Annotated in this window: 19 protein-coding genes; 1 reads left to right on the top strand and 18 read right to left on the bottom strand. The window is 65.7% G+C overall.

Translation table 11 applies throughout. The features are described from left to right. Nucleotides 1–25: 25 nt before the first annotated feature. The 16 genes from QM019_RS00685 to QM019_RS00610 form a co-directional block, all read right to left on the bottom strand. Nucleotides 26–373, bottom strand: coding sequence for a histidine triad nucleotide-binding protein (locus QM019_RS00685; RefSeq protein ID WP_282824061.1), 348 nt, complete (start codon nt 371–373; stop codon nt 26–28). A gap of 18 nt (nt 374–391) precedes the next feature. After that, nucleotides 392–1,123 (bottom strand): 16S rRNA (uracil(1498)-N(3))-methyltransferase, encoded by a 732-nt coding sequence (locus tag QM019_RS00680; RefSeq protein WP_282851469.1) that lies wholly within the window; start codon nt 1,121–1,123, stop codon nt 392–394. Next, on the bottom strand, nt 1,123–2,217 hold the full coding sequence (gene dnaJ, locus QM019_RS00675) for a molecular chaperone DnaJ (RefSeq protein ID WP_282824057.1): 1,095 nt from the start codon (nt 2,215–2,217) through the stop codon (nt 1,123–1,125). The genes QM019_RS00680 and dnaJ overlap by 1 nt, the downstream gene beginning before the upstream one ends. A gap of 46 nt (nt 2,218–2,263) precedes the next feature. After that, nucleotides 2,264–3,274, bottom strand: a complete 1,011-nt coding sequence (hrcA, locus tag QM019_RS00670) for a heat-inducible transcriptional repressor HrcA (RefSeq protein WP_125106027.1) — start codon at nt 3,272–3,274, stop codon at nt 2,264–2,266. A gap of 20 nt (nt 3,275–3,294) precedes the next feature. Then, a complete protein-coding gene (hemW, locus tag QM019_RS00665; protein ID WP_193128265.1) occupies nt 3,295–4,509 on the bottom strand; it encodes a radical SAM family heme chaperone HemW in 1,215 nt (404 codons plus the stop codon). Beyond that, complete coding sequence (gene thyX, locus QM019_RS00660; RefSeq protein ID WP_193128264.1) at nt 4,499–5,230, bottom strand: FAD-dependent thymidylate synthase; 732 nt, start codon at nt 5,228–5,230, stop codon at nt 4,499–4,501. The genes hemW and thyX overlap by 11 nt, the downstream gene beginning before the upstream one ends. Before the next feature lie 70 nt (nt 5,231–5,300). Further along, on the bottom strand, nt 5,301–5,753 hold the full coding sequence (locus tag QM019_RS00655) for a tetratricopeptide repeat protein (protein ID WP_125106029.1): 453 nt from the start codon (nt 5,751–5,753) through the stop codon (nt 5,301–5,303). Nucleotides 5,754–5,756: 3 nt separating this feature from the next. Then, on the bottom strand, nt 5,757–6,479 hold the full coding sequence (gene dapB / locus QM019_RS00650; RefSeq protein ID WP_282851468.1) for a 4-hydroxy-tetrahydrodipicolinate reductase: 723 nt from the start codon (nt 6,477–6,479) through the stop codon (nt 5,757–5,759). A gap of 22 nt (nt 6,480–6,501) precedes the next feature. After that, nucleotides 6,502–7,101, bottom strand: a complete 600-nt coding sequence (locus QM019_RS00645) for a histidine phosphatase family protein (RefSeq protein ID WP_125106031.1) — start codon at nt 7,099–7,101, stop codon at nt 6,502–6,504. Further along, on the bottom strand, nt 7,098–8,444 hold the full coding sequence (locus tag QM019_RS00640) for a M16 family metallopeptidase (RefSeq protein WP_282851467.1): 1,347 nt from the start codon (nt 8,442–8,444) through the stop codon (nt 7,098–7,100). The genes QM019_RS00645 and QM019_RS00640 overlap by 4 nt, the downstream gene beginning before the upstream one ends. Before the next feature lie 74 nt (nt 8,445–8,518). After that, entirely contained in the window at nt 8,519–10,780 is a 2,262-nt protein-coding gene (locus QM019_RS00635; RefSeq protein WP_282851466.1) for a polyribonucleotide nucleotidyltransferase, read from the bottom strand. A gap of 253 nt (nt 10,781–11,033) precedes the next feature. Next, nucleotides 11,034–12,194, bottom strand: coding sequence for a cystathionine gamma-synthase (gene metB / locus QM019_RS00630; RefSeq protein ID WP_125106034.1), 1,161 nt, complete (start codon nt 12,192–12,194; stop codon nt 11,034–11,036). An 82-nt stretch (nt 12,195–12,276) separates the two neighbouring features. After that, nucleotides 12,277–13,218 (bottom strand): polyphosphate kinase 2, encoded by a 942-nt coding sequence (gene ppk2 / locus QM019_RS00625; RefSeq protein WP_282824045.1) that lies wholly within the window; start codon nt 13,216–13,218, stop codon nt 12,277–12,279. A gap of 107 nt (nt 13,219–13,325) precedes the next feature. Further along, complete coding sequence (gene rpsO / locus QM019_RS00620; protein WP_282824043.1) at nt 13,326–13,595, bottom strand: 30S ribosomal protein S15; 270 nt, start codon at nt 13,593–13,595, stop codon at nt 13,326–13,328. Between the two features lie 111 nt (nt 13,596–13,706). Continuing rightward, nucleotides 13,707–14,075, bottom strand: a complete 369-nt coding sequence (locus tag QM019_RS00615) for an FKBP-type peptidyl-prolyl cis-trans isomerase (RefSeq protein ID WP_125106037.1) — start codon at nt 14,073–14,075, stop codon at nt 13,707–13,709. Continuing rightward, on the bottom strand, nt 14,072–15,262 hold the full coding sequence (locus QM019_RS00610; protein WP_125106038.1) for a PrsW family intramembrane metalloprotease: 1,191 nt from the start codon (nt 15,260–15,262) through the stop codon (nt 14,072–14,074). The genes QM019_RS00615 and QM019_RS00610 overlap by 4 nt, the downstream gene beginning before the upstream one ends. 54 nt (nt 15,263–15,316) lie before the next feature. Between QM019_RS00610 and QM019_RS00605 the strand changes: the two genes are divergently transcribed. Beyond that, nucleotides 15,317–15,721 (top strand): hypothetical protein, encoded by a 405-nt coding sequence (locus tag QM019_RS00605; RefSeq protein WP_282851465.1) that lies wholly within the window; start codon nt 15,317–15,319, stop codon nt 15,719–15,721. A gap of 5 nt (nt 15,722–15,726) precedes the next feature. On the opposite strand, the gene QM019_RS00600 is transcribed toward QM019_RS00605, so the two are convergent. Continuing rightward, a complete protein-coding gene (locus tag QM019_RS00600) occupies nt 15,727–17,250 on the bottom strand; it encodes an aspartate ammonia-lyase (RefSeq protein WP_125106040.1) in 1,524 nt (507 codons plus the stop codon). 74 nt (nt 17,251–17,324) lie between these two features. After that, nucleotides 17,325–19,484 carry a DEAD/DEAH box helicase gene (locus QM019_RS00595; protein WP_428831940.1) on the bottom strand — a complete coding sequence of 720 codons (2,160 nt, stop codon included), beginning with the start codon at nt 19,482–19,484 and terminating at the stop codon, nt 17,325–17,327. Nucleotides 19,485–19,614 lie beyond the last annotated feature (130 nt).

The raw sequence follows: 19,614 nt of genomic DNA, 5'->3' as shown, positions 1-19,614 counted from the left end.
AGCACCCTCAATTACGACTGTTCGTTCAGTCTGCTCCAAGTGAGCCTTCCTCCAGCCCGCCCGCAAGGACGTGCGCGTGTACGTGGAATACCGTCTGACCGGCGGTCGCACCGGTGTTGAACACGAGACGGAAATCGCCGTCGCTGTGATCGCCCGCGAGGCGCTTGGCCGTCGCGACGACGTGCGCGAGCAACTCGGGGTCGCCCGCAGCGAGCTCGGTCACGTCACGGTACTGCGGGTCCTTCGGCACGACGAGCAGATGCACCGGTGCCTTGGGGTGAATGTCGGTGAACGCGATGACGCGATCGTCTTCAGCAACGATCTCGGCGGGAATCTCGCGATTGATGATCCGGGTGAAAATGCTCTCGGCCATGCGGGTGAGTCTAGTCGCCTACCAGCGCCCGAGCTTGGTGAACATCGCCGCAAGTGCCACTGGGCCCGCGGTCGAGGTGCGCAACACATTTGCACCGAGCCGTCGGCGCTCAGCGCCCGCCTCGGTGAGCAGCCCGAACTCACGTTCGTCGATGCCGCCCTCGGGGCCCACCACCAGCGCGAGATCCCGCGCATCCGGCTCAAGCTCGCTCAATGGCGCAGTGGCGATCGGGTCGAGCACCACGAGCCGAAGTGTGCCCGAGAGTTGCGCGAGCTGTTTCGTGGTGACCGGCGCATCCACCCGCGGCACCCGCGCCCGCACCGCCTGCTTGCTCGCCTCCCGAGCGATCGTCTGCCACCGCTCGCGCTGCTTCACGACCTTGTCGCCCCGCCACGTCGACACCGAGCGCTGCGCCTGCCAGGGAATCACCCCGTCAATGCCGAGCTCGACCGAGGCCTGCAGCGCCATCTCGTCACGGCCGCCCTTCGCGAGGGCCTGAACGAGCAGGATCCGGGGGCTCGGCGCAGGCTCGACCGTCGCGTCGGCGAGCGCTCGCGCGGTGAACTCCGTTGCGCCGACTTCGCTCGCCTCGGCGATGACGCTGCCACCCTCGCCGTCGAGCAGGGTGAGTTGTTCCCCGACGCGCAGGCGCGCGACGCCCACGGCGTGGCGCGCCTCGCCGCCGCTCACCGTGATCAGTTCACCGGAGCGAACCGCGGCAAGACTGACGGCGAAGTAGGCGTGTGCCACTAGCGGCCGAACTTCCCGCGCAGCTTCGAGAACAGTCCGGGCTGGTCCTTGATCAGGCCGGGAGCCTGGGGGTGCTTGTCGCGGTCCGCAAACTGCTTGAGCAGATCCTTCTGCTTGTGATCGAGCTTCGTCGGCGTGCGCACCTGCAGGGTCACGTCGAGGTCGCCGCGCATGGGGCTGCGCAGGCGGGTCACACCGCGACCGCGCACGGTGAGCACGTCACCAGACTGTGCGCCGGCCGGGATCTCGAGCTCGATGTCGCCATCCACGCCGGGCAACGTGGCCGAGGTGCCGAACACGGCGTCGACCATCGAGACCTCGACAGCCGCGAGCAGGTTGTCACCGTCACGCGTGAAGGTGTCGTCTTCGCGCACGCGGATCTCGAGGTAGATGTCGCCATAGGCGCCGCCCGCGGCACCCGCCTCGCCCTGACCTGGAAGGTGCAGGCGCAGGCCCGTGTCGACGCCCGCGGGAATGTCAACGGGCAGGGTGACCTGCGCGCGCACGCGGCCCTGGCCGTGGCACGTGTCGCAGGGGTGCTCGATGACGGTGCCGTAGCCCTGGCAGACGCCGCAGGGGCTCGAGGTGACGACCGGGCCGAGCACTGAGCGCACCTGGCGGGTGACCTCACCCGCGCCACCACAGGTCGAGCACGTGGTCGGGCTCGTGCCTGGCGCGCAGCAGCTGCCCTCGCAGGTCTCGCAGCGCACCGCGGTCGCGATCTCGATGTCGCGATGCGTGCCAAAGATCACCTCGGCGAGGTCGAGGTCGACGCGCACGAGCGCATCCTGCCCCCGCTGGGCACGCGAACGCGGGCCGCGGCGCGAGCCCTGGCCACCGAAGAACGCGTCGAAGATGTCGCCGAAGCCGAATCCGCCGCCAGCTCCGCCGGCATCGCCGAGGTCGTACTGCTGCCGCCGCTGCGGGTCAGAGAGGGTGTCGTAGGCAGCGGTGACGTCCTTGAACTTCTCGGCCGCCTCGGGCGACGGGTTGACGTCGGGGTGCAGCTGACGGGCCAGCTTGCGATACGCCTTCTTGATCTCTTCTGGGCTTGCCTCGCGGCTCACACCGAGTGTCTCGTAGTGGTCTGCCAAGACCTCTGCCTCCTGAGTGGATGAAATGAAGTGGTTGGAGCCGTAGTCAGCTCGGAGTGTCGAAGCTGCGCGAGAGGTATCGCGCGACCGCCCGAACGGCGGCGATGTTGCGCTGATAGTCCATACGCGTCGGACCGAGGATACCCACTCGGGCTTCACCGTCGGGGGTATAGCCGGTGGCGAGGATGCTCGTCTCCTCAAGCGCCGAGTTGAGGTTCTCGTGACCGATCGACACTGCAACGCCGCGTTCGTCGAGATCGAGTTCCCCGACGAGTCGCAGCAAGACTACCTGCTCTTCGATCGCCTCGAGCACGGGGAAGATCGACGAGAAGTCGTGCTCCGTCAGTGCGAGGTTGGCGGCGCCGGCGATGATCAGCTTGTCGTCGCGGTTCGCGAACACCTGCTGCACGAGCGATTGCAGCACCCGGTCGGCGACCCCGCCGAAGTCATCGCCGTCATGCAGCTCGCGCAGCTCGGCCGCGGCGTCTTCGAGCCGCTTGCCAACGAGCCGTTCATTGACGAGGTCGCGCAGCGCGAGAAATTCCTCGTCGCCGGTGTCGCGTTCGAGATCGACGATGCGCTGTTCGACACGGCCTGTGTCGGTGATGAGCACCACCAGCACGCGGCGCACCGACAGCGAGACGAGCTCGATGCGATGGATGTGCGCGTCGAGGAGCGAGGGAAGGTGGCCGATGGCCACGGTGCCGGTGAGCTGCGCGAGCGTGCGCACCGAGCGGGTGAGCAGTTCCTCGGGCTCGAGCGAACCCTCCATGAACTGCTCGATGGCCCGCCGCTGCGCCGTGGTGAGCGGGCGTACGTCGGCGAGCTGATCGACGAAGACGCGGTAGCCCTTGTCGGTGGGCACACGCCCCGACGAAGTGTGCGGCGCTGCGATGAGCTCGGCCTCCTCGAGGACGGCCATATCGTTGCGGATTGTCGCCGCAGACACGCCAAATTGATAGCGCTCCACCAACCGCTTCGACCCCACAGGCTCGTGCGTGGCGACATAGTCGCCGATGATGGCGCGCAACACCTCTAGACTGCGTTCGCTCACCATGGCGACCAGTTTACTTCGGCTTAGGCGAGCGCTCGGGCAACCACGTCGGCAAGCAGCCGACCGCGAACGGTAAGTCGCAGCGTGCCGCGAATTGCGTCGGCACCCTCGATGAGGCCATCGGCGATGAGTTCCGCGACGGCGCGGCGATCCCGCAGCTCCTCGAGCGGCAAACCCTCAACCAGGCGCGAGCGCAGCAGTACGCGCTCGGCGTAGCGCTGCTCGTCGTCGAGCACCTCACGAGCCGCGGCGGGTGAAGTGCCCTCCGCGAGTCGCTGCGCGTATGCCGCGGGGTGCTTCACGTTCCAGAATCGTGTGCCGTTGACGTGGCTGTGGGCGCCCGGCCCGAAGCCCCACCAGTCGGTGTCGTGCCAGTAGGCGAGGTTGTGCCGCGACGGATGCGCGCCATCGAGCGACCAGTTTGAAATCTCGTACCACTGGAAGCCGGCCGCGGCGAACGCGGCATCGGCATACTCGTACATCTCGGCCTGCAGGTCGTCGTCAACCTCGGCGACCTCGCCTCGACGGATCTGCCGAGCGAGGGCCGTGCCAGGTTCAACGATGAGCGCGTACGCCGAGATATGCGTCGGTTGAAGTTCGAGCGCGGCATCGACCGAGCGACGCCAGTCGTCGAGCGACTCCCCCGGCGTGCCGTAGATCAGGTCGACGGAGGCTTCGAGGTCGACCGCCTTCGCCGCGGCGACGACCTCTGGCACGCGGAGCGGGTCGTGCGTACGGTCGAGCGTGCGCAGCACGTGCGGCACCGCCGACTGCATCCCGAAACTCACGCGGGTAAAGCCGCCCTCACGCAGTGCCGAGAGATAGTGGGCGTCGACCGAGTCGGGATTCGCCTCGGTCGTAACCTCGGCGCCCTCGACGATGCCGAAGGTGTCGCGGAGCGAACCGAGCGTGCGCACCAGGTCGGCGGCAGGGAGCAGCGTCGGCGTGCCGCCGCCAAAGAACACGGTGCTGAGCGGCTCACGATGCCCGACCTGGTCGAGCACGCCCCGAGCGAGCGCGATCTCTTGCGCCACCGCATCCGCGTAGCTTGCCTGGCTCACACCCCGCAGCTCGGTCGCTGTGTAGGTGTTGAAGTCGCAATAGCCGCAGCGAACGCGACAAAACGGGATGTGCACGTACGCCCCGAATTGCCGACCCGCGAGGCCCTCCGTGACGGACCCGGGCAGCGAGCCGTCCTGCGGCACCGGGGCGCCGTCGGGCAGCGCGCTAGGGGGCAACGCGACCGTTCGCCTGGAACACCTCGGCGGTCACGGGCATGTGCTGCGACCAGAGGTCTTCCATTTTCTCGGCGCACATCTCAATCTCGCGCTGCGGGAATGACGGGAACGTCGAGCCCTCGGCCTTGCGCCGCAGCGAGAGGAAGTTCATGAGCGAGCGGGCGTTCATCGTCACGTACATCGACGAGTAGATATTCAGCGGGAGCACGGTGCGCGCGACCTCGCGAGCGACGCCGGCGTCGAGCATCCGCTGGTAGCTCGCGTAAGCGGCCTCGGACTGGCCGCGCACCTCGGATTGCACGAGCTCGACCTGTTCGGCGCTGCCGGGGAAGAACTCGTACTTGCCGGGACGACCCTCCTGGCGGAGGTTGCGCTCGGCGTCCGGTACGTAGAACACCGGTCGCAGCTCGCGGTAGCGGCCCGACTCTTCGTTGTAGCTCGCCATGCGGTGGCGCTGGAATTCACGGAAAACGAAGAGCGGCGCCTGCACGTAAAACGTGAGCGAGTTGTGCTCGAACGGGGTGCCGTGACGGTCGCGCATCAGGTAGTTGATCAGACCGCGGTCGCGCTTTGCGAGCTCGGCGGTGTCGCCGGTCGCGGAGTCGAGGCTCTGCTCGCCCACGGTCGAAACGCGGGCCGCGAAGAGCACATCGCGGTCGGTGGCCTGGGCCCGGACGAGTTCGACGGTTACGTCGCTGCGGAATTCGATGTCACCACTCACACGTTCAATCCTAACCGCGTCGCAGGCGGCCCAGACTCGACTCAAACGGCTTGAGCCGGCGAGTGCGCAGTTAGACCCCGCGCTCGAGCGCGATCGCGCGACGAAGCGCCTGGCGAGCTCGCGGCGTGTCGCCAGATGCCCGGTACGCAAGGCCGAGCAGCACCCAGTTTCGCCAGTCGCCCGGGTTCGCCTCGACGCGGTCCTTCCACGACTCGAACTCGGCGTCGGCTGCGGCACGATCGGGGCGTCCGCTGTTTTGACGCGGCAGGTTGTCCTCCGGTAGTTCGCCGGACTCGGCCATGCGCTCGATGAGCCGGTTCGACTGCAGGACGAAGCGGAGGTCGCGGATGACGAACAGCACGCCGACGACCGGAAACACGATGAGCGCAAAACCCATGACGATACCGATGACCTCGCCACTCGTGACGAGCCCCCACACGATTCCTGCGATGGCAACCAAGTAGATCGCCATGAGCGCGAGCAGCACATAGACGCCAATCTGCGCCCCGCTGAGCTTCCGCACGGGTTAGCTCCCCAGCCCGAGGAGGGCGTCGAGCCCCACTGTGAGGCCGCGAAGCGTCGGGGCTTGCTGCAGAGCCAGGGTGATGCCGTGCACGTAGGCGCGATTGCTCACCGTCTCGTGACGGATGTTTACGAGTTCGCCCTCACCACCGAAGATCACCTGCTGATCAGCGACGACGCCGCGCAGTCGCAGGGCGTGGATGGGAATGCCCGCGACGACCTCGCCCCGCGCGCGCTGATCGGTGTTCGGCGACGAGACCTCGGCACCGCGTGCCAGCGCGATCGCTTCGGCGGTGCGCACCGCGGTGCCCGAAGGCGAGTCGACCTTGCGGTCGTGGTGCGCCTCGAGGATCTCGATCGAGTCGTAGAACTTGCCCGCGATCGATGCGAGGTGCGTCGAGAGCAGCGAACCCACCGAGAAGTTCGGCACAACGAGCACACCCCGTTCAGCCGGAATGCTCGACTCAAGTTCGGTGACTCGATCCTTGCCCCAGCCGCTCGTGCCGATGATGACGTTGAGCCCGTGCTCAAGCGCAAACCGTGTGGCGCGCTCGGAGGCGTCGTAGTGCGTCACATCAATGAGCACGTCGGCACCGAGCATTTCGTCGAGCGACGAGGACGAGTCGAGGGCGGCGTGCACCTCGAAGCCGTCGAGGTCATCGACGATGCCTCGAATCAGCGTGCCCATGCGGCCGGTGGCTCCGCTGATGGCGACGGAAACAGTCATGTGCAAGGTGCTCCTGGGGTAGTTAGATAGCTGGTGTCCACGTCATACCGGTGCGCATGTCGCGCGGCAGGTGTGCCGTCGACCCGAAAAGGGTGAGCTCGCTGGGGCGCGTAGAGCGCAGTCGCAGCACGGTGAGGGCAGTGTTGCCACTACCGAGCGTCAGCCAGCGCCACTCGGGCATGCCAAGCGCGTGCGCGACGAGGTAGCCGATAACGAAGTTGTGGGTAACGAGCAGTGTGTGGACGTCTTCGCGCGGCCGGGTCATGAAGGCCGAGACGGCGTCTTGCATCTGCGCCTGGCCGGCCTCGATGTCTTCCTCGTCGACCCCGGAGAAGAACGCGTCGTAGCCGTCGGGGGCATCTTTCGAAGAAGACGGGATGCAGTCGAACAGCAGGTTGGTCTGCTCAACCGGCGGCCCCTGCACGTAGTTGCTGAGGATGCTCGAGGTTTCGAGTGCGCGGTCGAGCGGCGAGGTGAACGCCTGGTCGAACGGCACATCGGCGAGGCGCTTACCGAGCGCGTGCGCCTGTTGCCGGCCGCGCTCCGAGAGCGGGCCGTCGGTGATGCCGAATTCGGCATCACGCACCTCCCCGTGCCGCACCAGGTAGAGGAAATGACTCATGCGAGTGCCTCCAACTCGGCCCGAGCCTCGTCGGTTACGGGCCCGATCGTTTCGACCGTCATATCTCCCTGCAGCATGCCCGCAACCTCCCGCACCTGCTCGCGCGTGACCTCGGCGAGTCGCGCAACGGAGGCGTCGAGATCGAGGAACTCCCCCAGCGCGAGTTCGGCGCGGGCGAGGCGGTTCATGCGCGAGTGCATGGACTCAAGTGCCAGGGCACCCCCACCCGCGGCTGAGGTCTTCGCGTCGGCCAACTCGCTCTCGGTCACACCGTCTTGCGCCACGCGGTCGAACTCATCCCGAATCACGCGCACCGCCTCGGCGGCCTTCTCGGGCAGGCAGGCAGCGTTCACCCCGGTCACGCCAACATCTGCGTGACTGGCGGCAAAGGAGAAGACGGAGTACACGAGCCCGCGCCTTTCCCGCACCTCGTGGAAGAGCCGCGACGACATCCCGCCACCGAGGATGTGGTGGAGCAGCCCGAAAGCGTGCCGACGGTCGTCACCCGAGACGAGCCCCGGTGTCGCGAGGATCAGATTGGTCTGCTCGAGCGGTCGCTCGATGCTTTCGAGGGCGTGATGACGCGTCACCTCGACGGGCGATTCAGCGGTGCGGCGAGCGACGGGCGCGGCGGTCAGGTCGAGGTCCCAGCCCCCGTTGCGAAGGCCTGCCTCGAGGCGCTGCAACGCGGCGTCGTGGTCGACGCGGCCAGCGATGGCCACGACGAGCGTGTCGGGCCGATAGTTGCGGCGGTAGAAGTCCCAGACTTCGTTGCGCGTTGCCGCCCCGATGCTCTCGGGCGTGCCCGCAATTGGTCGGGCCAGTTCATGGTTGCCGAAGAAGTTCGCGTAGAAGCGCTCCCAGAGCACGTCATCCGGGTCGTCGGCACTCATCGCGATCTCTTCGAGAATCACACCACGCTCGAGCTCAAACTCGTCGTTGTCGAGCAGCGAACCGGTGAGCATGTCGCTCAGCACGTCGATGGCCATGCCGAGATCTTCCGCGCGCACCCGTGCGTGGTAGACGGTTTGCTCGCGCGATGTCGCCGCGTTGAAGTCGCCACCGACGCGCTCGAACTCGAGCGCGATGGTGCGGGCGTCTCGGCTCGGCGTGCCCTTGAACAGCAGGTGTTCGAGGAAGTGGCTCGAGCCGTACTCGCGATCGCGCTCGTCGCGCGAGCCGAGGGGCACGTAGCAGCCGATCGAGACGGATGCCGCGCCGGGCACATCCTCGGTGATCAGGCGCACCCCGCTCGGCAGCACCGTGCGCTGAAGCCTGGCTGCTCCGGCGACCTCTTCATCGAGGTGAGTCGTGTTCAGTGGCAGCAAAATCGGTGCAGACATATCGGCTTGAGTGTAGCCGAATAGAGTAAAGCGGCCCGTGCGCTGCACGGGCCGCTTTACTCAGCCAGGTGTGGCTACTCGGCGTCGGTCGACTCGACCTCGGTCTCGTCGGCGCCTTCGCCCTCCTCGAGCACGGGCTCGAGTGAGAGCTTGCCACGGTCGTCCACCTTCGTGATCTTCACGAGCAGCTTCTGACCAACCGAGACCACGTCTTCGACGTTCTCGACGCGCTTGCCACCAACGAGCTTGCGCACCTCCGAGATGTGCAGCAGGCCGTCCTTGCCAGGCAGGAGCGACACGAACGCACCGAAGCTCGCAAGCTTGACGACGGTACCGAGGTACTGTTCGCCGACCTCGGGAACCTGCGGGTTCGCGATCGCGTTGACCTGTGCACGGGCAGCCTCGGCCGAGGGGCCGTCGGTCGCGCCGATGAACACGGTGCCGTCGTCCTCGATCGAGATGTCGGCGCCGGTGTCTTCCTGGATCTGGTTGATGACCTTGCCCTTGGGGCCGATGACCTCACCGATCTTGTCAACGGGGATCTTTACCGAGATGATGCGCGGTGCGGTGGCCGCCATCTCGTCGGGCTCCGAGATCACAGCAGTGATCGCCTCGTTGAGGATCTTGATGCGAGCGTCGTGCGCCTGCTGGAGCGCGGCGTCGAGCACCTCCGAGGGGATGCCGTCGAGCTTGGTGTCGAGCTGCAGAGCGGTAACGAACTCCGAGGTACCGGCGACCTTGAAGTCCATGTCGCCGAGCGCGTCCTCGGCACCGAGGATGTCGGTGAGTGCCTGGTACTTCATCTCGCCGTCGACCTCAGCCGACACGAGGCCCATGGCGATACCCGCGACGGGCGCGCGCAGGGGCACACCGGCGTTGAGCAGCGAGAGCGTGGAGGCGCAGACCGAACCCATCGAGGTCGAGCCGTTCGAGCCGAGGGCCTCCGAGACCTGACGGATCGCGTAGGGGAACTCCTCGCGGGTGGGCAGCACTGCAAGCAGCGCCTTCTCGGCCAGATTGCCGTGACCGATCTCGCGACGCTTCGGCGAGCCAACACGGCCGGTCTCACCGGTCGAGTAGGGCGGGAAGTTGTAGTGGTGCATGTAGCGCTTCGACTGAACGGGGCTGAGCGAGTCGATCTGCTGCTCCATCTTGAGCATGTTCAGCGTTGTGACGCCGAGAATCTGCGTCTCGCCGCGCTGGAAGATGGCCGAGCCGTGCACGCGGGGCACAACCTCGACCTCAGCGTCGAGCTGGCGGATGTCGGCAACTCCGCGGCCATCGATACGCTGACCGTCGCTGAGGATGCGGCCGCGAACGACGTCCTTCGTGACCGACTTGTACGCAGCCGAGACCTGGCCCAGAGCCGAGTCCTCGAGCTCGCCAGCCTCGACCTTGGCCGCAACGGCCTCGGTCACGCGCGCCTTGAGGGCGTCGTCGGCATTCTGGCGCTCGATCTTGTCGGCGATCTGGTAGACCTTGCCGAGCTCGTCCTTCGCCTCGGCCTCGACGAGCGCGCGAACGGGCTCGGTGTAGGCCGGGAATACCGGGTATTCCTTGATTTCCTTGTTCACCTGGTCGGCAACCGACTGCTGCGCCTTGATGAGCTGGGTGATGAAGGGCTTCGAGGCCTCGAGACCGCCAGCAACGACGGCCTCGTCTGGCTTCTGGGCGCCGTTCTGGATAAGCTCCCACGCGTTGTCGGGTGCCTGCGCCTCAACCATCATCACCGCGATGTCTTCGCTGCCGTCGGCGTTCGTCACGAGGCGACCGGCAACGGTCAGCTCGAAGACAGCCTGCTCCTGCTGCGAGTACTTCGGGAACGCGACCCACTGGCCGTCGATGAGCACGATGCGCACGGCACCGATGGGGCCCGAGAACGGCACGCCAGAGATCTGCGATGACATGGATGCCGCGTTGACGGCAAGCACGTCGTAGGTCTCGTCGGGGGCGATCGAGAGCACGGTCACGACGATCTGCACCTCGTTGCGGAGGCCGTCGACGAACGACGGGCGCATCGGGCGGTCGATGAGGCGGCACGCGAGGATCGCGTCGGTCGAGGGGCGGCCCTCGCGGCGGAAGAACGAGCCAGGGATGGCGCCCTTGGCGTACGAGCGCTCCTCAACGTCAACCGTCAGGGGGAAGAAGTCAAAGTGCTCCTTCGGGTGCTTCGAGATGCTCGTCGCGCTGAGCAGCATGGTTTCGTCGTCGAGGTAGGCGACTGCCGAACCCTGCGACTGCTGCGCGAGACGACCCGTTTCGAAGCGAACGGTGCGGGTGCCGAACTTACCGTTGTCAATAACGGTTTCGGCGAACTTGATTTCGGGACCCTCCAAAGGTCTCCTCCTTAGTATCGCTCGCACGCACACAACACCTGTCGAGGCTCCCTCGGCTGACCATCAGTAATTGCGCTCCGGCGTCGCGTTTCAGACGCGTCCGGCTCGCCACCACCGACAATCAGCAATGCTGAGCCGCGTGCGAATTAGTACGAACCCCCTGATCCTAGCAGCGAGCGGTCTGGAAACCCCGAACGCCACCCCACCATCACGCTTGGCGGACGGGTGGGGTGGCGTTCGGGGCTGAGGAAGACTAGAGCGCGGCGTCGAGGGCGGCCTTGAGGTCGACGATGAGGTCTTCGACCGGCTCGATGCCGATCGAGAACCGCAGCAGGCCGGGCGTGATGCCGGCGGCATCCTGCGCCTCGGGCGTCATCGACGCGTGGGTCATGGTCGCGGGATGTGCGACGAGCGACTCGGTGCCGCCGAGCGACTCCGCGAGCGAGAAGAGCTCGACCGCCTCGACGAAGCGGCGTGCCGCGTCCTCGCCGCCGACGAGGTCGATCGAGAACATCGCACCGAAACCCGACTGCTGACGCTTCGCAAGCTCGTGGCCCGGGTGCTCGGCAAGACCCGGGAAGTTGAGCTGCTGCACCGCGGGGTGGTCCCTAATCGCGTCGACGACGGCGATCGTGTTTTCTTGGTGCCGTGCGAACCGCACCTCGAGCGTGCGCAGGCCGCGAATTACGAGGTACGAGTCGGCCGGGCTGGCCGTGACGCCGAGCACATTGCCCCACCAATCGAAGCGTTCCGCAAGCTCGGGGGTGCGACCGATGACCGCGCCCTGCACCACGTCGGAGTGGCCGTTCAGGTACTTCGTGACGGAGTGCACAACCACGTCGGCGCCGAGTGCAAAGGGCTTCTGCGCGAGCGGCGTGAGGAAGGTGTTGTCAACTGCAACGAGCGCACCCGATTCGTGAGCGGCCGCCGAGATGGCCTCGACGTCAGTCACGCGCAGCAGCGGGTTCGAGGGAGTCTCGAGCCAGACGAGCTTCGGCGAGAGCTGCGCGATGCGAGCCTTGGCCGCTTCGACGTCGGTGAAGTCAACGGGCTCGAAGCGGTAAAGCCCCTTCGAGCCGAGTTGCTCGAACAGGCGCCAGGTGCCGCCATAACAGTCGTGGGGGTAAGCAACAACGTCGCCCGGCTGCAGCAGCGCCACGGTCACGAGCGTAACTGCGCCCATGCCGGTCGCCACGATCGTCGCCCCAGCGCCTCCCTCGAGCTCGGCGATTGCCTCGCCGAGGATGGCACGCGTGGGATTTCCGGAGCGGGTGTAGTCGAACCGTCGCGGCTCGCCGAACTTCGCGAAGGTGTAGTTCGAAGAAAGGTACAGCGGTGGGACAACCGCGCCCTGCGCGGTGTCGGTCTCAATGCCCGCACGGGTGGCGCGAGTGAGGCTCGAAAACTCAGTCATGATGCTCCTGGAAAACGGTCGTTGCTGCCCGTAACCCTAGCTACGGGCAGCAACTGTCGCCGATTCGCTTCGACGCATTCCGTCACACGACGGGAAACTCCTCGGGGCGCTCGCCATCGTCATAGATCACGCGCGGAGAACCAACGATTTTCGGGTCAGGCGCGACTGCAACGGCTTTGTCCTTGTTCGGGTAGTCGAACTCGTTCAACACGTAGCGCATCGCCTCGAGCCGCGCTCGCTTCTTATCGTTCGACTTCACGACGGTCCACGGCGACTCGGCGGTGTCGGTGTAGAAGAACATCGCCTCCTTTGCGGCCGTGTATTCGTCCCACTTATCGAGCGATGCGAGGTCGGTCGGCGAGAGCTTCCACTGGCGTACCGGGTCGTCGCGGCGGGCAGCAAAGCGCGCGAGCTGCTCGGCTCGCCCCACGGAGAACCAGAACTTGATGACGTGAATGCCGGAGTTCACGAGCATCCGCTCGAACTCGGGCGCGGAACGCGTGAACTCCAAGTACTGCGTCGGCGTGCAGTACCCCATGACGCGCTCAACCCCGGCCCGGTTGTACCAGGAGCGGTCGAACAGCACGATCTCGCCGGCCGAGGGCAGGTGCTCGACATAGCGCTGGAAATACCACTGCGTGGATTCTTTCTCGGTCGGTTTCTCGAGCGCGACGGTGCGGGCACCTCGTGGGTTCAGGTGCTCCATAAAGCGCTTGATGGCGCCGCCTTTCCCCGCAGCATCGCGGCCCTCGAAGATGATGACCAGCTTCGTGCCCGACTCCTTGACCCACGTCTGCAGCTTGAGGAGTTCGATCTGCAAGAGGCGCTTCTGGCGCTCGTACACGGCGCGCGTGAGTATGCGGCTGTACGGGTAGCCCTGCTTCCACGCGTCGATGTTGCCGGGCTGACGACCGGCCAACTCGGCCAGCTCATCGACCTCGGGTGTGGTGTCGGGCACGCCGGCACGATTGAGGCGGTAGGTACTCGCGTCGTCCGCCTTTGTTGCCTTATCGGTGTCGGACATAGCTACTCCCCTGGTGCGGTGCCGTTGCTGCGATAGGTACTGAGACAGCTATGCCCCACGTCGAAGACGTGGGGCATAGCCTTAGCACGATGCTTGGGTTCCTGAACCTAGCGGCGCAGGCCCAGGCGCTCGATGAGCGCACGGTAGCGTGCAATGTCGACGTCGGTGAGGTACTTCAGCAGACGACGACGCTGACCAACCAGGAGGAGGAGGCCACGACGCGAGTGGTAGTCGTGCTTGTGCTCTTTGAGGTGCTCGGTGAGCTCGTTGATGCGGGCGCTCAGGAGCGCAACCTGCACCTCGGGGCTTCCGGTGTCACCCTCGTGGGTGGCGTAGTCGGCGATAATCGACTGCTTCTTTTCTGCGTTCAGCGCCATTGGCGGTGAGCCCCTTTCGTTCGCTGCGCGGCGTCGAGGGAAGGAATCCCGCGACTCTCTTTGTCCGCGGCCGATTTCACGGCAACCTCAGAATGCTAGCACGGTACGACGCTACTTGGCGCCGAGCAGGTCAATGATGAAGATCAGGGTGCGGCCCGACAACGGGTGGCCCTGACCGGCATCACCGTAGGCCAGGGCCGGCGGCACGGTGAGCTTGCGACGGCCGCCCACCTTCATGCCCGGAATGCCGAGCTGCCAGCCCTTGACCAGCATGGCAAGCGGGAACTCCACAGACTGGCCACGCGACCACGACGAGTCGAACTCGTCGCCGGACTCGTAGTCGACGCCGAGGTAGTGCACGTTGACGGTGCCGCCGGCCTGGGCCTCGGCCCCCTCGCCTACGACGAGGTCTTCGATGACGAGTTCGGTCGGGGCCGGACCATCGGGGAATTCAACTTCAGGCTTCGTAAGTTCAGTCATGCCTTCGATCGAACCATATCTTGCAGGTCTTTTCTGTCACGTCGGGTGACCGCGAGCAGCGACTTCTCGATGGCCCGGCGATGCGGGTCGCGTTTGTCGATCGAGGCATGCTCGCGCGCGAAGGCGAGCCTCGTCGCATCCTCAACGAAGTTCTTCATGGCCCGACCCTGCTCGGTCGACTGCGCCCGCGCCCACTGAATCGCCTTGCGCCGCAACTGCCAGTTCGTGATCATCTCGACCTCGGCGGTCGTGAACCAACCGGCGCGTCGATACTCGTCGAGTCTGTTGCGAATGATCTGTCGGTCGCGATGCTGCAGTTGCATCAGCAACCAGCCGAAGGCGAGGAAGAGCGGCAGTTGGAACAGTCCGTACGAGATGATCCAGGCAAACGGGTTCTGCGCGTCGACGCCGAAGAGCGGGAGTAGGTAGATGCTCGCTCCGTTCCAAAACGCGTGCAGACCAACGGCCATGACGAGGCCCAGCACGCCGGCGACAGCGAACTGCAACGGTTTTCGCTGCTGTGCCGCCCAGCCCAGGGCCAGCCCGATCACCCCCGTGAACATCACGTGCGCAAACGGCGAGAGAATCCCCCGCACCACGAGCAGCCACACGAATTCCAGCCCGGTCGAACCTGACGACGCGAAGTAGACGATGTTCTCGGTGAACGCGAAGCCAGCGCCAATCACCGCCGCGTAGACAAAGCCGTCGAGCGGGCCGTTAACCTCGCGCCAGGCGATGATGAGCAGCACCGCGACACCTACGCCCTTGACGAGCTCCTCCACGAACGGACCCTGGAGCAGGATCGACCAGGCCGCGAGACCGACGGAGTCTCTCGCGTAGGTGTTCGTCACCTCGAGGAGGAAGTTTCCGACAGTGAGGGTGCCGAGGATCGAAGCCCCCGCGCCGTAGACGAAGCAAAGCACGAGCAGGATCGTGGGTTCCGGCTCCCAGCGGTCAAGAAAGTGCACCGCGATGAGCACGAGCGTGAGCGGAATCAGCGCCGGGATTGCCATGACGATCGCGTCGAGCTGCCAGTTCACGAGCAACCAGCCCACCGCGATGAGACCGAGAGTCAAGACGATCGACAACACGATCATCCAAATGAACGGCCCCCGCCGATCACGGGGAAGCCGAAGAGGAACTTTGGTCGTTCCCTCAGCGAGCTCGGGCACCTCGTTCGTTGGCATCCGCCCAGCGTAGTTGTTTCACCGCCAGGTAGATTGAGTGCCATGAAGCGAGCCATGTTTCTTCTCGGAACCGCAGTTGGATTTGTTGTCGGAGCCCGGGCCGGTCGTGCCCGTTACGAGCAGATCAAGGCGGCCGCGACCAGTGTTGCCGAGTCCGAGGCGGCGAAAAAGACGGCCGAAGCGGCACAGCAGGGCCTCGACTCGGCAGTGGATGCGCTGCACCGTGTGGGCAACCGCGTGACCGAGACCTCGCGTGAGATCCCTTCGCGGCTCGTGCACACCACGGAGTCGCTCCGACAGGAGCTCAACGAGGCGAACGAGCGCAACCGTCAGCGCCAGGCCGAGACGATCGTGACCGCGGCCGATCTCCGTGACGGTGCACTCGATGACCTCAGCGACAACGACGACGACGCCATGCTCGATGAGCATGACGCCGACGATCGCAATCTGAGCGAGTAACCGAGCTACACGATTTCGTGCATCGGCCCGGCGAGTTCCTTCGGGTCGAGCGAGTCGATGCGACGTTCCTGCTCGAGAATCTCGTCGTCGGTGAGCGAGCCGACTGACGTCGCTTCGGGGAAGCGGCCCGCGAGGGCCTCGGGGTGCAGCAGCTCGATCACGCGCTCGCGCTCGAGCAGGCCGGCCTCGACGACCAGGTCGACAACCTTGCTGTTGGTGGCAAGTGCCTTCTTCGCGATCTTCGATGCCTCGGCATAGCCGATCACCGGGTTGAGCGCGGTGATGAGGCCGACCGAAGCTGCAACCTGCGCCTCGGTCTTCTCCTTGTTGGCGGTGATGCCGATGATGCAGTTCACGCGCAGCGTGCGCATGGCGCGGCGCAGCCAAACCGAGTTCTGCATGAGCGTGTGCATCATGACGGGCTCGAACGCATTGAGCTGCAGCTGACCAGCCTCAGACGCGAACGCGACGGTGACGTCAGAGCCCGCGATGACGAAGGCAACCTGGCTCACGGCCTCGGGAATGACAGGGTTCACCTTGCCCGGCATGATCGACGAGCCGGCCTGGCGGGCGGGCAGGTTGATCTCACCGAGACCGGCCTGCGGGCCCGAGGAGAGCAGACGCAGGTCGTTGCAGATCTTCGACAGCTTCATGGCACAGCGCTTCATGACGCTCGAGAGCGACATGAAGACACCCGTGTCGCTGGTGGCTTCGATAAGGTCGGTCGCGGTCACGAGTTCGTCGTAGCCAGTGATCTCGCGCAGGTGACGCATGATTGCCGCCGGGTATTCGGCCGGCGCGTTGATGCGTGTGCCGATTGCGGTGGCACCGAGGTTAAGCTCAAGCAGCAACGGCCCAACGTCCTCAAGACGCTGGATGTCCTCGCCGACCGTCGTGGCGAAACCGTGGAATTCCTGCCCAAGCGTCATCGGCACGGCGTCCTGCAACTGCGTGCGGCCGACCTTGAGCACCTCCTTGAACTCGAACGCCTTCTTCATGATGGCATCCTGAAGGAGCTTGTACTCGGCGATGAGGTTCTGGGTCGAGTGCACAAGACCGAGCTTGACCGCCGACGGGTAAGTGTCGTTGGTCGACTGCGACGCGTTCACGTGGTCGTTCGGCGAAATATACGCGTAGTCGCCGAACTCACGGCCCGCGAGTTCGAGGGCGCGGTTGGCGATGACCTCGTTCGCGTTCATGTTCGAGCTCGTACCCGCGCCGCCCTGAATCACGCCGACGACAAACTGGTCGTGCAGCTTGCCATCGATGATGTCCTGGCACGCCTGCTCGATGTAGCCTCCGCGCTCCGAGTCAAGTATGCCGATCTCCTGGTTCGCGCGGGCCGCGGCCTGCTTCACCTGAGCGAATGCGACCAGGAAGTCCGGGTACACACTGATTTGGCGTCGCGCGATGTCGAAGTTCTCGACAGCCCTCGCGGTATTGACGCCCCAGTAGGCGTTCGCCGGAATCTTGATTTCACCAATCGAGTCGCGTTCAATGCGGAACTGATCAGACGTTGACAATGTCATCCACCTTCGTTGCGTTTGGCTCCGATGCCTCGGCTACCAGCATAATGTGAAAGACGTTCGTTTTTACAAACGAGCTACGCGTCAACTCCATTCTGATAGATCCGCAGCCGCTCAAGCAACAGATTCACGATCGCGTCAACCTGAATGTCTTCGCTCGAGACCTCGCCGGTATCGGTGCCCTCGAGCGCACGCGCGGCGAGGCCTTGCTTCGCATCGATGAGCTCCGCGACGTGCGCATCCACCGTCTGCGACGCGATGATGCGCCAAGCGGTAACGGGGATCTCCTGGCCAATGCGGTGCACGCGGTCGATGGCCTGGGTCTGCTCGGCAGCGGTCCAGCTCAGCTCGGCCAGCACAACATCGCTCGCAACCTGCAGGTTGATACCGACGCCGGCCGCCATAAGCGAGCACACGATGACCTTGACCTCGGGGTCGTGCTGGAATGCGTCGATGGCTCGGTCGCGCTGCGCCGTGGTCTGGTCGCCACGGATGTGCACCGCGCGAAGACCCTCGGCCTCGAAGACTTCCTCGGCCCGGTCCATCGCCTCAATGTGCTTCGCGAAGAACACGACCTTGCCAACCGAGTGGGCCAGCTGCGCCGTGTACTCGGCCGCGAGGCGCGACTTGGCGATACCGATGCGGTGCAGCATCGCGAAGATCGAGTCTCCGCCGCTCGCGGCCTTCGACTCCTCGACCTCCTGGCGGGCGAGCATCCGAAGACGGTGTTCATCGATCGTCGTCTGCGGCAGGTCGGCCGCGCTGAGCATCCGCGAGTAGCGCGCCAGGAGGCGGTCGACGAGCAGTCGCTCAGCGCGTCGAATCGACGCGCCCTCGTCGGTGTCGAGCTCGACCGGCATGTCGACGACCCGCTTCGCGGGAAGCGACTTCGCGACGTCGACCTTGCGGCGACGCACGATGCCAAGGTCGATGACGGCGCGACGGGCGGCCGCTGCGAAGCCCGCGTCGCTCGGCACGAGGCCAGTCTTGTCCAGCGCGTCGAGCAGCACAGGAGCGGGGCGATCGCCGTCGAGCCAGCCGAGCAGCTGCCAGATTGCACGGAAGTCGTCGACGTCGTTGATGAGCGGGGTGCCCGTGAGCGCCATCATGAGCGGATCGACGCCCGGCACACGGCTGCGAATGCTGCGGGCGAGCTGCAGCACGAGCCGGCTTCGCTGCGAGGTTGCGTTCTTGATGAAGTGCGCCTCGTCGACCACCATGCCCTTGAGGCCGATGCGCTGCAGCCAGCCAATGTGGCGGTCGAGGATCTCGTAGTTGACGATGAAGACGTCGCTGAAGGCGTCGATGTCATTGCCGTCACCGCTGATGATGGTGGCGCGGCGGGTTGGCGTCCACCGCGCGACCTCCTGCGCCCAGTTCGTCTTCACCACGTTCGGCACGACGCAGAGCAGCGGATACGCGCCGGCCACCGACGCCGACAGCACTGCCTGGGCGGTCTTGCCGAGGCCCGGCTCGTCGGCGAGCAGCACCGAACGCTGCCCCTGACGAACCGCCTCGATCAGCTGCGCCTGGTGCGGCATGAGTTCGAGCGACGGGGGCGACACGCGGTCGAAGCGCGGCGGGTCCGGCAGCTCCATCGACGCGGCACCGCCACCGGCGCCGGTCGCGAAGGCCTTGAGTAGCGGGCCGAGCAGCTCCCAGTTGGCGAGCCGCGTGTAGTGGTGGCTCGGTGGCCGAATCTGCGTGAGATCCGGCGAGAGGAACGGGTTCGAACGCACGCGCGCCTTAACACTAGGGGGCATCACCTGACGCTCGCGAATGCCCTCGGGCAGCAGCATCGTCTGCGGCTCGGGTGCCGTCTCTTCTTCTTCGTCGACGACCATGTCGACGCCGCCAGCGAAGAGCATCTGTTTGCGCAGCTCGCGTGCCTGCGGCGTCGTCGGCGCGTCTTCCTTGAGCAGGTTGAGCAGCGTCGTGTCGCGCGCCGCCGTCTTCGCGAGAATGGCACCGAGGCCATCGAGGCGCTTGAGCGACTCGTTGCGCTCCCCCGCCGGCACGGATGCGTCGGTCTTCAGCCGGGCGCGCTCCTCGCGCACCAGCCGACCCACAACCTGGAACTTCGTGCGCATCGAGGGCGAGATGCGCCCCCGCATTGCCGCAGTTTCGACCTCGCGGGCCGCCTTGGCCAGTTGCGGGATCACACCGGTGTTGTCGCCCTTAGAACGGCGACGCCGGGTGGATTGTGTGCTCATGTGCGTGTGCGATTTCGGCGACATGCGCCTCCTTCAACAGGTGAAACCGCGGGCCGAAAACCAGCGACTCGCGGGTGACTTCAGAACGTCGTGGGCCGTGCGACGGAACATACAGAGATCCGGGTACGCAGGGCGTCGCCACCATTCTACCCGA

Origin of the sequence: Gulosibacter sediminis, assembly GCF_030011715.1 — a bacterium.
Taxonomy (GTDB): Bacteria; Actinomycetota; Actinomycetes; order Actinomycetales; family Microbacteriaceae; genus Gulosibacter; species Gulosibacter sediminis.
Note: the sequence above shows the minus strand (reverse complement) of the source record. Positions and strands in the feature narration are given on the sequence as shown.